The organism is Vibrio sp. vnigr-6D03 (assembly GCF_002835515.1).
GTDB classification, from domain to species: Bacteria; Pseudomonadota; Gammaproteobacteria; order Enterobacterales; family Vibrionaceae; genus Vibrio; species Vibrio penaeicida.
In genome coordinates, this window is record NZ_PIZL01000040.1 from 1 (window position 1) to 13,126 (window position 13,126).

11 protein-coding genes are annotated in these 13,126 nt (G+C 42.8%); 8 read left to right on the forward strand and 3 right to left on the reverse strand.

Annotated features, from left to right (window positions below; all coding sequences use genetic code 11):
• Positions 1–142 precede the first annotated feature (142 nt).
• On the reverse strand, positions 143–658 hold the full coding sequence (locus CW749_RS23780; protein ID WP_101114947.1) for a DUF2062 domain-containing protein: 516 nt from the start codon (positions 656–658) through the stop codon (positions 143–145).
• Positions 659–663: 5 nt separating this feature from the next.
• Between CW749_RS23780 and CW749_RS23785 the strand changes: the two genes are divergently transcribed.
• The 5 genes from CW749_RS23785 to kdsB are packed head-to-tail and all read left to right on the forward strand — an operon-like array spanning position 664 to position 6,625.
• The gene (locus tag CW749_RS23785) at positions 664–2,925 is read left to right on the forward strand and encodes a DNA internalization-related competence protein ComEC/Rec2 (protein WP_101114948.1); all 2,262 of its coding nucleotides are present in this window, start codon (positions 664–666) and stop codon (positions 2,923–2,925) included.
• Between the two features lie 28 nt (positions 2,926–2,953).
• Complete coding sequence (gene msbA / locus CW749_RS23790; protein ID WP_101114990.1) at positions 2,954–4,708, forward strand: lipid A ABC transporter ATP-binding protein/permease MsbA; 1,755 nt, start codon at positions 2,954–2,956, stop codon at positions 4,706–4,708.
• Positions 4,708–5,715 carry a tetraacyldisaccharide 4'-kinase gene (gene lpxK, locus CW749_RS23795; RefSeq protein WP_101114949.1) on the forward strand — a complete coding sequence of 336 codons (1,008 nt, stop codon included), beginning with the start codon at positions 4,708–4,710 and terminating at the stop codon, positions 5,713–5,715. Before msbA ends, lpxK begins: the two co-directional genes overlap by 1 nt.
• Entirely contained in the window at positions 5,696–5,875 is a 180-nt protein-coding gene (locus CW749_RS23800; protein ID WP_101114950.1) for a Trm112 family protein, read from the forward strand. Before lpxK ends, CW749_RS23800 begins: the two co-directional genes overlap by 20 nt.
• Positions 5,876–6,625, forward strand: coding sequence for a 3-deoxy-manno-octulosonate cytidylyltransferase (gene kdsB, locus CW749_RS23805; RefSeq protein ID WP_101114951.1), 750 nt, complete (start codon positions 5,876–5,878; stop codon positions 6,623–6,625). It begins immediately after the preceding gene.
• 47 nt (positions 6,626–6,672) lie between these two features.
• Here the strand turns inward: kdsB and CW749_RS23810 are convergent, their stop codons facing one another.
• Both CW749_RS23810 and CW749_RS23815 read right to left on the reverse strand, forming a co-directional pair.
• A complete protein-coding gene (locus CW749_RS23810; RefSeq protein ID WP_101114952.1) occupies positions 6,673–7,443 on the reverse strand; it encodes a ChbG/HpnK family deacetylase in 771 nt (256 codons plus the stop codon).
• Between the two features lie 3 nt (positions 7,444–7,446).
• Positions 7,447–8,484: a glycosyltransferase family 2 protein gene (locus CW749_RS23815; RefSeq protein ID WP_237322563.1), complete on the reverse strand. Its 1,038-nt coding sequence runs from the start codon at positions 8,482–8,484 to the stop codon at positions 7,447–7,449.
• Between the two features lie 400 nt (positions 8,485–8,884).
• On the opposite strand from CW749_RS23815, the gene CW749_RS23820 reads away from it, so the two are divergent.
• The 3 genes from CW749_RS23820 (at position 8,885) to CW749_RS23830 (ending at position 13,054) form a co-directional block, all read left to right on the forward strand.
• On the forward strand, positions 8,885–9,187 hold the full coding sequence (locus CW749_RS23820) for a hypothetical protein (protein WP_101114954.1): 303 nt from the start codon (positions 8,885–8,887) through the stop codon (positions 9,185–9,187).
• A gap of 24 nt (positions 9,188–9,211) precedes the next feature.
• Positions 9,212–10,555 carry a hypothetical protein gene (locus CW749_RS23825; protein WP_101114955.1) on the forward strand — a complete coding sequence of 448 codons (1,344 nt, stop codon included), beginning with the start codon at positions 9,212–9,214 and terminating at the stop codon, positions 10,553–10,555.
• Between the two features lie 240 nt (positions 10,556–10,795).
• Entirely contained in the window at positions 10,796–13,054 is a 2,259-nt protein-coding gene (locus tag CW749_RS23830; protein WP_101114956.1) for a hypothetical protein, read from the forward strand.
• The last annotated feature ends 72 nt before the right edge of the window (positions 13,055–13,126 follow it).

Here is a 13,126-nt window from a genome sequence, read left to right on the forward strand (position 1 = left end):
CTTAACTGACTGGCATTACTCAATGTGAGCCCTTTTTTGATGGTTGTAACTAAATCTGATTATGAGAAACAGCGTGATTACATTTAGCTGTATATCGGCTCGGAGCGTTAGACTTTCAGTTACTTATGGTTAGAAAAATCCTCTAACGTACTCGCACTCCGCGTTTTTGCCAGCTACGGACAACGGAGTAACGCCAAATCCCGCGTATGCCAAAGTAACCTGCCATGGCACTGACCACGCCGCAGATGGCGCATCCAAGAATGAACGGGGGACCGATGGTCGACATTTGAGCAACAATAAAATCCCAAGACAGCTCAAAGTGAAAGGTTTGCGGTGGAACAGACATAACGACTGCGCCTACTTTATAAGCGAAGTAGAACAAAACGGGCATGGTAATAGGGTTGCTGACCCAAACGAGAGCGACAGAAAGTGGCAGGTTCACCCCGCAAGCAATAGCTAGACCGGCTGCCATGATCATTTGGCTAGGGAGTGGAACAAATGCCATAAACAAACCAACGGCAAATGCGCCAGCGGCAGAACGACGATTTAGGCACCACAAGTTTGGGTTATATAGAACGTTGCCAAAGATTTTAAGGGCTTTTTGACGTTTGATTAATTCGTGATCGGGCAAGAAACGTCGGATTAGTTTTTTTGGCATAGGATATGAAAACTCACTTATCTAACTGGACACTAACTTCTTTCACGACATTGATTGCTTCGTCCGCACTTTGGACAATAATGCCGAGTGTTTTCTGGGTCTTTCCTGCAATTATCCTATGCTTGCTCGTTTGGAATAGACCTTATACTGATTGCCTGAAAGGCATGTTACTCGGTTTAATAGTGGTAGTCGTCCATTCCAGCCTATTTCAACACCAGCAACGTTTGCTTTTTTCTGAAGGTCAGAATAGTACCATAACTGGGCAGATTGACAGCTTTTTTAAACAAATAAGTCATGGATATGAAGCGTCTTTTGTGGTGCATCAACTTAACGGCAGGAAAATTCCATATTTGCTCCGACCGACCGTTAGAGTTATTTGGTCTATGGATAGCGAGCCACCGTTGCTGGGTCAATTTTTAACCTTAGATGCCGCTCTCAAACCGGTTTATGGTCGGTTAAATGAAGCAGGCAGAGACCAAGAAAAACACTACGTAGCGAATCGCTGGCATGGGAAAGCGGTGGTTAAGCAAGCGACACTTCTTTACAACACCACTCATTATAGACAAAGCCTTCACAGTCGTGTTTTTAATCTCGTATACGATTTCAAAAGTGCACCATATTTGCTCGCGCTCAGTTTTGGAGACAGACGAGGCTTAACGGATTCAGATTGGCGGCACCTACAAAGCAGTGGCCTTCTTCATTTGATGGCGATTTCGGGATTGCATATTGGTTTGATATTTGGACTAGGGTGGTTTTTTGGTCGAGTTATTGCACTTGTTCTGCCACTACCTTCGGTGAGAGTGTGGCTACCGATTGTAGCTGGACTTATAACGGCCTCAATCTACGCCAGCCTAGCGGGTTTCTCTATACCGACTCAGCGCGCACTTGTCGCGTGTATTATTCTCACAACCGTGAAACTAGCGAGTGTTCATTTTAGTAATTGGCGTCTGCTACTGATTGTTTGTTCGGTGCTTTTATTATTGGATCCGTTTGCTGTACTTTCAGCCAGCTTCTGGCTCTCGTTTTCTGCTGTTTCAGTGATTTTTATCTTTATCGGTCTAAGGCGTTCAGAACAAAGTAATAAATGGCAAAAAGCCCGTTTTTTGCTTGAAATGCAATTTTGGTTACTCATCGCACTAGCGCCTATTTCGATATTTGTATTTTCAGGCTTCAGCGTACTTTCACCTATATACAACTTTATCTTTTTACCGTTAGTCAGCTTGGTGACATTACCTTTTATTAGCCTTGCTTTGTTGTTCACCGCGGCTTCACCAAATCTTGCTTATCCGTTTTGGCAAGTTGCGGACTGGTCACTAAACCCGATTATTTGGTCTTTAGAATGGGGAGAATATGGTTGGCTATCTCTTTCCTCTCGTTACACCTTTCTCGTTTTTTCCTTGATCACTTTATTGGTTTTGTCTTTTCAATTTCGTTCTGTCATTCCTGTGATGCTTTTAGCTGTGGCGATGTTATGGCGTTTTCCTCACGAACCCAAGCCAATATGGCGTGTGGATATGTTGGATGTGGGTCATGGGCTCGCGGTTCTTATTGAGAAGAATGGTAAAGCTATTTTGTATGACACTGGCATGGGGTGGGAAGGAGGGAGCTACGCGAAAAGCGTGATTCACCCAGTACTTAAGAATCGAGGAGTTAATTACTTAGATGGTTTTGTTCTCAGCCATCTAGATGCAGACCATGCTGGTGGGAAAGGTTATGTTGAATCGGAATTGCAACCGAATTGGCGTAGAGCAAGCCAAAGTCTTGAGGGCTATCAGCCTTGTATTCGCGGGGAGCAATGGTATTGGCAGGGACTGCGTTTTGAGGCGATGTGGCCTCCTCGATTAACGCGTCGAGCGTATAACCCTCACTCATGTGTTATTAGGATCAGCGATGGCAAAACATCGATGTTATTAACGGGTGATATTGATGCCATCAGCGAGTTTATATTGTCTCAACAGGGCGAACACTTAGCGTCAGATATTCTTGTCGTTCCTCACCATGGGTCAAGTACATCGTCCAAGAGTTTGTTTGTTGACCGTGTTGTACCAGATATTGCAATTGCCTCGTTGGCAAAAGGGAATCGATGGAATTTGCCATCGGCACAAGTCCGAAAAGTGTACGAATCAAAAGGCATAAAATGGATGGATACGGGGGAAGAAGGACAAATATCAATCCTGATTTACAAGGACAAATGGGATATTAAAACCACTAGAGCTGAACATTCCCCTCGCTGGTATAGGCAGATAGTAAGGAAAGGAGTAGAATAAGCGGAATTTTTTGACAATGACCTTTCTTATGTCGCAAGAAATAGATCAATCGACCTTTCAAACCTTTAAGCGCTTATGGCCTTATATTTCCTCATACAAAGCCGGTATTGTCATCGCGATTATTGCATTGGTGATTAATGCGCTCAGCGATACATACATGCTTTCTTTACTTAAGCCTTTACTAGACGAAGGCTTTGGTCAGTCGGACTCTGAGTTTTTACGCACAATGCCGATCATCATTCTGGTGTTAATGATCGTCCGTGGCGGAAGTGGGTTTGTGTCAGCGTATTTTATGAGCTGGGTTTCCAATAATGTGGTAATGAAGCTTCGTCGGCAGGTGTTTAATCATTTTATGCAAATGCCAGTCTCCTTTTTCGACAGGGAGTCTACTGGTCGACTACTTTCTCGCATTACTTATGATACGGAGCAAGTGGCAGGGGCAACGAGTCAAGCTTTGGTCAATATCGTCCGCGAAACTGCAAGCTTGTTAGGGCTGATTGGTTTGATGGTATGGAGCAGCTGGCAGCTCTCTTTAGTACTGTTAGTTGTGGGACCTATTGTTGCAATCGCGATTGGTGTTGTGTCTCGTCGGTTCCGCAAAATTTCTAAAAATATGCAGACTGAAATGGGGAACCTCACATCTTCTTCAGAGCAGATGTTAAATGGTCACAAAGTTGTATTGAGTTGCGGTGGTCAACCGGTAGAAGAAGAGCGATTCAATCACGTCAGCAATGCGATGCGTCAGCAAAATATGAAGATGGTCGTGGTTTCACAACTCTCGAGCCCTGTAGTACAAATGATCGGCTCTTCTGCGTTAGTTACTGTGTTGTTCCTAGCTTCTGTTGATTCTATTCGCGCAGAGTTGACTGCGGGTACATTTACAGTCGTCTTCTCTGCGATGTTAAGTATGCTTCGACCTCTTCGTGGATTAACTTCGGTTATGTCCGACTTCCAGCGCGGTATGGCGGCTTGCCAAACGTTGTTTAGCTTAATGGATATGCCAACAGAAAATGATGAAGGCAAGTTAGTTAAAGAAAAGGTGAAAGGCGATGTAGAGGTACGAAATGCCACTTTTACTTATCCAACAAAAGATACTCCCGCGTTAAAAGATGTCAGCTTTAATATACCGTCGGGGAAAACGGTGGCATTGGTTGGTCGCTCAGGTTCCGGAAAAAGCACGATAGCGAGCCTATTTACGCGATTCTACAACTTAGATTCAGGTTCAATTGCTCTCGATGGACATGATGTACGAGATTACGACTTACAGAATCTTCGCACTCACTTTGGTATCGTCTCTCAGCACGTTCACCTGTTTAACGATACGGTAGCAAACAACATTGCTTATGCTGCGGAAGATAAGTTTACAAAAGAACAAATCATTGAAGCGGCCAAGCTCGCGTATGCACATGAGTTTATCGAGGCACTAGATAACGGGTATGACACGGTTATCGGCGAGAATGGCACGACTCTATCTGGTGGGCAGAGGCAAAGGCTCGCCATTGCACGTGCATTGCTGCGTGATGCGCCAGTTTTGATTCTTGATGAAGCCACGTCTGCTTTGGATACTGAATCTGAACGCGCAATTCAAGCTGCGTTGGATGTATTGCAAAAAGATAAGACAGTCTTGGTGATTGCACACCGTTTGTCTACCATTGAAAATGCCGATGAGATATTAGTTATTGAAGATGGGAAGGTGATAGAGCGTGGTCAGCACGAAGCATTGATGCTAGAAGACGGCGCTTATGCGTCGCTTTACTCCATTCAATTTAGTGAGTCAAATTGATGGTAGAAAAGATCTGGTTTGAGCGACATTGGCTGAGCTTTTTGCTTTGGCCCATATTATGGCCGCTCAGCCTGTTGTTTGGTTTTGTCAGTACAAAGCGTAAACAAGATTTCTTGAGCCAAAAAAAAGCACGTTACCACGCCCCCATTCCCGTCGTCGTCGTTGGTAACATTACCGCGGGTGGGAATGGCAAGACACCTGTCGTGGTATGGCTTGTGGAAATGCTACAGGCTAAAGGGCTTAAGCCAGGGGTGGTATCACGGGGCTATGGAGCCAAAGCGCCCAGCTATCCGTTTTCGGTAACGCTGGATTCTAGCCCAGAACATTGTGGCGATGAGCCTCTTTTAATTCATCGTCGCACAAATGCCCCTGTAGTCGTCGATCCGAATCGAAGTAATGCTGTAAAAGCACTCTTGGATTCAGGGGTCGATATTGTTGTCACTGATGATGGTTTGCAGCACTACGCATTAAACAGAGACATTGAAATTGTTGTTGTCGATGGCGTTAGGCGTATGGGAAATGAGCAACTTATCCCTATGGGGCCACTACGTGAGCCTGTTTCACGGATAGATGAAGTGGACTTTGTTATCACCAACGGTGGCAGTGCTCGTGCAAAAGAATTTCCAATGACTCTAGAGCCTTCTAAAGCCATCAACTTGGTAACGAATGAACAGAAAAGTGCCATTGAACTTGAAAGTGCAGTGGCGATGGCTGGAATTGGTCATCCTCCTCGCTTTTTCGAATCCTTGAAGAGTATGGGATTGAATGTTTTGGCGGAACATGGTTTTGCTGATCATCAGGCAATGACAGAGCAACAGATTAGTGCCATTGAAATGGCAGGTAAGCCGCTTATTATGACAGAAAAAGATGCTGTCAAATGTTTGCCTTTTGCAAAGGATAACTGGTGGTACCTACCAGTCTCTGCAACCTTACCTGAACAAGATACTGATAAGATATTACAAAGAATAAATGAGGTAATGAAAGAATATGGATCATCGACTGCTTGAGATTGTGGCGTGCCCTGTATGCAAAGGTAAACTGACTTTTGATAAAGATAAGCAAGAACTTATCTGTAAAATCGATCGCCTTGCTTACCCAATTAAAGAAGGCATTCCTGTTCTGCTTGAGCCGGAAGCTCGCAGTATTTCAATGGATGAGGGCAAGTAAATGGCATTTACGGTTGTCATTCCTGCGAGATACCAATCGACGAGATTACCAGGTAAACCTCTTGCGGATATAGCGGGTAAACCTATGATTGAATGGGTTTACCTTCAAGCTATTCAAGCTGGTGCTGAAAACGTCATTATTGCTACCGATGACAAGCGCGTTCAACAAGCGGCTGAAGGGTTTGGTGCGACGGTGTGCATGACATCGGATAAACATGAGTCGGGTACTGAGCGCTTGGCGGAAGTGGTTGATTTAATGAATATTCCGCCTGAGCACATTATCGTTAATGTGCAAGGTGACGAGCCTTTGATTCCCCCATCTATCATTTCGCAAGTTGCGCGCAACCTTCAGCAAAGCAAGGCGCCAATGGCAACGCTCTCAGTGGAAATTGAAGGTGCAAATGAAATATTTAACCCTAACGTAGTGAAAGTAGTTACGGATGAAAAAGGGTACGCACTGTATTTTAGCCGTGCTTCGATTCCTTGGGATAGAGATGACTTTTCGAAGGCAGATCCGTCTATTCATCAGCCATTACAGCGTCATATTGGGATTTATGCGTATCGAGCTGGGTTTATTAAAACCTACATTAATTGGGAGCCGAGCGCGCTAGAGCGGATCGAATGTTTAGAGCAATTGAGAGTGCTTTGGTACGGTGAGAAGATCCATGTAGAAGTTGCCAAAGAAACACCCGCAGCGGGGGTCGATACTCCAGAAGACTTAGAAGTGGTTAGAAAACTACTTTCTCGTTAGACTACTTCAAGCGTTTAAAAAAATAGCAGCTAAATCGCTGCTATTTTTTATTCTGGGTGAGTAACGAGCGTTACATTATTTGCTTCAAGGTGCGAGATGTAACGATCACTTCGAAGGTAATCATATTCCTTAATCCTCGCTAAACTGTGCTCCACGTTTGCCCCTTCTACGGCTGGGTGACACATAATTAATCCGTGATTATCGAGATTGTTGACCCAACCTTCCATTAGCTCAGGAAAGTTAGCCGTTTCGCTAATGGAATATAAGCCAGCAAAACTGGAATTGGTTTGCGCATTGGTGTGTTTACCTATGACTGAATCAAAACCCAAATTCAATCCTTGGATCACGACGGCTTTTAAAGCGGAATCATGCCCTGTTAGCGGCACTGATGGTCTTCTAATCCATGGAGTCTCAACTGCGTAGCGTTGGTTTACGACAGAGGCTAAAACGTCACGGATGACAGGAAATGCGTGAACGTGCTGGTGACCATCAATGTAGTCTGGTGCTCTGCCCATTTCATTTTCAAAGTTATCCAGCTGCTGATTAAGTGTTGTTTCAATGGCTGACTTATCCAACGTGCGCAGTACTGCACTCAGCATTAACTTACCTAAGCTTGCAACGTGACCCAAATCGAAATGCAAGCCGAAAGCTGCTTGTCCTTCAAGCTCTTTCAATCGATTCGCAGACGCTTTCCAATTCGGCATTAGTGTCATGCAACTGGTGGCGGAGATACGTTTTTTCTCAATTAACTCTAGAATGGCGTCGTCAACTTCTCGAGACATGCCATAATCGTCTGCGCAAACTATGATGCTTTTCATCAATTATTTTTCTACTTTTTCGTCTTCAAACTTATCGCCAACATCATTTCCATCTGCGCCTTTATCTACGCTTTTTTGGTATTCTTCGACAATATAGAGAGGGCGCTTTTTAACTTCTGAGAACACTCGGGCTAGGTAGTCACCCATGATACCGATAGACAGCAATTGAATTCCGCCAAGGAAAAAGATCGACACGGTTAATGTAGGCCAACCGGGTACGTCTGTGCCAAAAATTAGTGTTTTAAGTAGAATGAGCATGCCATATCCAAACGACATAGCAGAGATCGCTGCACCTACCACCATCCATATTTTTAGAGGGATGCTACTGAATGACGTTAGTCCGGTTATTGCTAGGGAAGTGAGATCTCTGAAGCGAAAGGTACTGGTTCCGCTCAATCGTTCTTCTACATCAAACGACACAGCTTTACTCTTAAAACCAACCCACGCGTACAGACCTTTCATCATTCGGGTACGTTCAGGTAATGAAACCAACGCATTAACAACGTTTCGGCTTAACAGCCTGAAGTCACCCGCGTCTGGGTGGATATCCACATCAGAGATTCGGTTTAAAAGCCCGTAATAGACTTTAGTGAACGCTCTTTTCGCAAAAGATTCGTCGTCTCTGTTGGCTCTAACCCCGTAAACCATGTCGAAACCTTTACGCCAGTGCTCAATGAACTGCTCAATGACAGGTAACGGGTGTTGACCATCCGAATCCATGATAACGACCACATCCCCACGGGCATTGTCCAGACCGGCGCTAAGAGCAATTTCTTTACCAAAATTTCTGGATAACTTCACGACAGAAATAGGATAACTATTCGCAAGCTCTTGAGCGACGCTTACGGTGTTATCTGCACTGCCATCGTCAACAATAAGAATTTCAACTTCTTGGCAAAACTGCTTCAAGTAATTGTATGTTTCTGGCACGACATGCGGAAGATTCTCTGCTTCATTATAAGCAGGCAATAAACATGTGATCATATTAGGAAGATCACGACGATTTTGGCTTTCTGTGCGAGGGGCGTTTGAAGCGCTCATATTTTTATCACCAATCTGGATTTACCTTCGGCAATTAACCTAAAGGACAACAACGCGCCATTATAAACAGGTTTGACCTTAGTAATAAATAAACACAACTTGATATTTCGTATTGCTTCCAGCTTATCGAGTCAGTTCGCGAGAAAAATTATTCCTATAAAGCTCAATTTAACAAAGATAACAATTATGGAACTGAAAGTTTCTATAGCCTTGAACGCCTTGAAAATCCTCACGCCTAACTATTTGACCTGATTTGTTTAATCTCATCAATGTAATTGGTGAAAGCAATCGATTAGATTGATTTCAAGACGAGAAATGATAAGCAGCCAAGACATCAATAGAGTCAGGTTTTTTTGTTTTTCATATAGCTCAAATGTGAAGTGCTCATGAGGAGAAAGGTATGAAACGAAATCTAGCGATAATAGCCCCAATAATGTCAGTTTTTCTACTTGCAGGTTGTTTTAGCGCTAAAAACGAAACGACTAAGAGTGTAGCTCCTAAAACCACTGCGCCAAAAGTATCGACAATTGCTCCTAAAAATTCGGATCTAGAACAAAAACTTTCATTGCTTAAATCGGACGGTAAAACTCTCGGTTCTGATGCGATTGAATCCGTTATCAATTTACCAGTAGGAAAGACAAGTCTATCGATATCAGTACCCAGCAAGTTCAGTGCTGTGAAAAAGAAACAACAGTCTAAGTAGTAAGCTGCGATAAGGAAGATGATTATGAAAATTAAGAATACTCTAATGGTTTCCGCTTTAGTAGCCTGCGGAATGACGGCTTACCAAGCAAGTGCCACTGATTTATATGCTGGGGCTTACAAAGTCAATACCGCGATGGAAGAGAGCATTGATGAGATGATCATGGCGAAGCTTCAGGCCTCATTTTTCTCTTCTGCAGCATTGTACATGGATGTTTTGAGTGTCAATAGCCACAAAGCTACCCCAATCGAACTGAAAAAACAGCTAGAAGTTGCTTATAAAGAGACAAAATACACTGATGAGCAACGTCAGGACCTAGCCGATGCGTTTAATGAGGTTGGATTGGTTATTGATTACCTTGCAGATAACGAAGATACCAAGAGGATCGTAAACGAAACACTGACCTTTTGTTCAGCGCAAGGAGTTGAAGCAAAAAACTGGCCTGGGATAGACGACATCGTGGCTAAGTATGGGGCTTCTGCCAAGTACGACTTTGACTCTGTTATTGTTGATGTTATCCATGCTCCGGTATCTGGGGACGATTGTGGGCAAGCAAGTTCCTGGGTTGGCAATCTTAAGAAATCAGGCTCTGAAGCGGATTACAAATCTTTGCCAAGTAACATCATTGCTTATTCGCCTGAGGTGGGTAACTCACAGGGTGAGCTGGTTTACATCTTTGAAAACAGTATTCACGAAGAGTCTGGCTTTAAAGCCAATTATGAAACGTTTACTTTCTATCAGTCTAACTCGGAAGGGGTTCCGGATGATGGCATTTTTAGAAGATACCGTGTGAGTGACGAGGTAAACGGTTCGATTAACGAATTTACGAGTAATGTATCTTGTAAGCAGTGTGGCTCGGACAGTGAGTCATTTAAAATAGAGGCAAAACGCACTTTTGATGGTGTGCTTGAATATTCAGCTGGCACTGCAATTGAAAACGCTGGAAAACTTGTTCCTGGCTTTATTAGCGAAACAGACAAGGTTCATCTGGTTGAGTACCGTGTGTCAGGAGCCACAATAGACTTATTTGATACTGATAATGGGATCGTAGTGGGTCGAAATGCTTCAATAAGCCCAACAGACATAAACGGCATAAAACTAATGAACCTAATTGGTCAGTTCGGGTTGAACGATGTCCTTAATGTTAGTGGTCTATACAACCCAACATCGTTTATTATCTCACCAGATTTTGGTTCCTTTACGATCACAGACTCTTCCGATTCAAACAATCACAAAGTACACACTGAATCAAATATTACGGATGAAGAAGAAAAGAAAACCTTAAGAGCGATCAATGATCTGGTTTTGTCAGACGTTGCTTACAAGCAAAATGATGTGGACTCAAAAGCTTGGGAAAGCATTAAATAGTTTAAAAGTTTGGACTGAGAAGTGAAATTTGTAAGCCAGCGACGAAAGGTTGCTGGCTTTTTATATTAATAACTTATGGGTTAAAGAGACAATATTCAAAGCGAATAGAAATCACGAAGCTTACACGACCTTACATTTGGTTGGGGCGTTAATTGGTAATATGCACTTGCAGCTCATTCAAGGGAACTGAAATCTGCTTAAAAAAATAACTATTTCATCTAATCGCTTTGAGTAAAATTTATGAAATTTAATCGTTCCCTGATGACCATGGCAGTGGTCTCTGCTTTTACCGTTATGATTTCTGGTTGTAACAAAGATTCAAGCTCTTCTTCTCCAACAACACCGCCTACTTTACCAACAACACCAAATACGGGATCTAATTCTTACTCTCTTATTGCACTTGGTGGCGAGCAATATTTGTCAAATGCTGATGTTTTCTTGGACAGCAACCATGACGGAAAATGTGACCAATTCCTAGGTAAGACGGACTCACAAGGTGCGATCAAAGCGAAAAGCAGTTCAAGCAAAGCGGTAGTTTGTGTTAGACAAAATAACCCTGTAGCAGTAAAAGCTTTCTCAAATTCTAATGTTCTGTCTGCTAACGATGTATTTTTTCAGTCGAAGTTAACTTACGGGGTGGTTAGCCCTATCACTGATATCGCTGTGAAAGAAAACTTAACTAAAGAAGCTTTCGCGACGAAGCTTGGACTAGATTCAAGCAAAGTTTTTCACAACTACCTTTCGGATTCCGATGATGAAAGTTATAAGGCGAAAGTCGTTGCACGTTCACTCGTTCAAGCGCAAAAGCAAGGTGCGAAAGAGCGTGAATTATTGAAAGCGCTTGCGACCAGCGCTGGGCAGCAATTATTAGGCGATGTTACTAAATTAAAAGGTAAAACGCTGAACCTAGATAAAACAGGTAATGTTAGCTCCGTAATTGCCTTTGACCAAACTGCATACAAAAAGCAGGTGAATTCTGCCCCAGAGTGCGGCGAATGGCACTTACCTGAACATATGGCATTTTTGCCTCAGCAACAGATATTGGAAAGCGCTGTATTAGATTCTGATATCCAGAAATTTATTGCAGGTAAGTCTCCATCTGATGCACTTGATGCAATTTTAAGTAATGCGCCAGATTCGATGAGTGCAAGCTTGAAAGCAGACATCAAGCAGTGCTCGTCTATTACAACATCAAACACTGTTCATGATTTTTCAAATTGCGCTGGTGATGTGAAATCGACACTAACGGAAGTGTATCGTTCCGATGAGGACCGCATTCGTATGATATGCCGTGTGACCAAACCACAAATCAACATAGCGGTTATCCCTGTAGTTGTTGATGGTTACACGCTCCCGTCGAGTAGCATCCGCCAAGAAGTTGTTGCTAGATTTGGTGAGCAATCAAATGTTGATAAGTATCTAGAGTCGACCTTAGCCAAAGATGTCCAACTAACTGTCGCTACTGAACTGAATGTGACAGGTCTAGAAACAAACGATGACAATAAAGTTCTACTGCCTTATAAAGACCAAATTTTTTACCAATCGATACTTGCTGAGGATGGCTCTAAGCTTGATGTAACTCAGTATGACCAATTAGCATTTGTTTACATTGCCAAGAACAATCCAGGTTTGAACAACTACGGAAACATCTATGAGACAGTTACCTTACAGGATGGAGCTGTTCTTAAAAATCGCTTTTTAATCAACAGTGATCTCGCAAGTCAATCACTTGTATCTAAGCTTGGTTTGGACAGCGAAAGCAAGAGTTTGTCGCCTGATCAGGTTTTATTTGCGCATGAATATTTGCACGGTTTAGGATTGGGGCATGCATCGGTCTCTCCTTGCTCCTACAAGCACTTCTCAAATAATGGTAACCCGTTTAATTTTGATCAATCTTGCGATTGGAATAAAACTGAAAAATTAAACAAAGAGGTAATGGAAAAGTTTCATAAAGAGTTTGATAAATATTCAGCGTTCAATTATGGCGTATACAATGGTGTTATGGGCGGAAAAGGCGAGGTTGGTCAAGAAGTATTACCATACTTTCAATATCGACTAGGTCGAGTAAACACAAGTAAAGTTTCTGAAGTGAATGGATCTAAAACGCTTGTACTCAATGGGTTCGATCCAACTAAAAACACTTTACAGTTGATTCATTTGAATACCAAGAACGGTCATTTTTGGCTGTGGTTCAATACTGAAAATAACCGCTTTGACTGGATGATGGAAAACCCAACACTTGTTAATGACCTGAAGTTGAGTGCACCAGGTACGCCCGAATTTTCAACGGGAATAACATTGGCATCCATTTCAACTAATGAAGATGAAACGATTATTATCATTCCTAATGACTACTCGTATTCAATTCCAAATGATCCTCTTTCACTAAAAACAGATAAGTCTCTATTTACTGATGGTACCTACACCATTGATAACGTTGAGCTGACGGTTTCAACCAAGAGCCCTAAAGCCAAGACCATCCAATTTGTTTTTAAGTAATCGTAACAATTGCTAGTTTTAAGCCAGCTTGATATAGCTGGCTTTTCTTTTTCTAGACACAAAAAAGCCCAC

Coding starts and splice junctions, on each gene's coding strand:
- CW749_RS23780 (WP_101114947.1), bottom strand. CDS start 658: ATGCCAAAAAAACTAATCCGACGTTTCTTGCCCGATCACGAATTAATC.
- CW749_RS23785 (WP_101114948.1), top strand. CDS start 664: ATGAAAACTCACTTATCTAACTGGACACTAACTTCTTTCACGACATTG.
- msbA (WP_101114990.1), top strand. CDS start 2,954: ATGTCGCAAGAAATAGATCAATCGACCTTTCAAACCTTTAAGCGCTTA.
- lpxK (WP_101114949.1), top strand. CDS start 4,708: ATGGTAGAAAAGATCTGGTTTGAGCGACATTGGCTGAGCTTTTTGCTT.
- CW749_RS23800 (WP_101114950.1), top strand. CDS start 5,696: ATGGATCATCGACTGCTTGAGATTGTGGCGTGCCCTGTATGCAAAGGT.
- kdsB (WP_101114951.1), top strand. CDS start 5,876: ATGGCATTTACGGTTGTCATTCCTGCGAGATACCAATCGACGAGATTA.
- CW749_RS23810 (WP_101114952.1), bottom strand. CDS start 7,443: ATGAAAAGCATCATAGTTTGCGCAGACGATTATGGCATGTCTCGAGAA.
- CW749_RS23815 (WP_237322563.1), bottom strand. CDS start 8,484: ATGAGCGCTTCAAACGCCCCTCGCACAGAAAGCCAAAATCGTCGTGAT.
- CW749_RS23820 (WP_101114954.1), top strand. CDS start 8,885: ATGAAACGAAATCTAGCGATAATAGCCCCAATAATGTCAGTTTTTCTA.
- CW749_RS23825 (WP_101114955.1), top strand. CDS start 9,212: ATGAAAATTAAGAATACTCTAATGGTTTCCGCTTTAGTAGCCTGCGGA.
- CW749_RS23830 (WP_101114956.1), top strand. CDS start 10,796: ATGAAATTTAATCGTTCCCTGATGACCATGGCAGTGGTCTCTGCTTTT.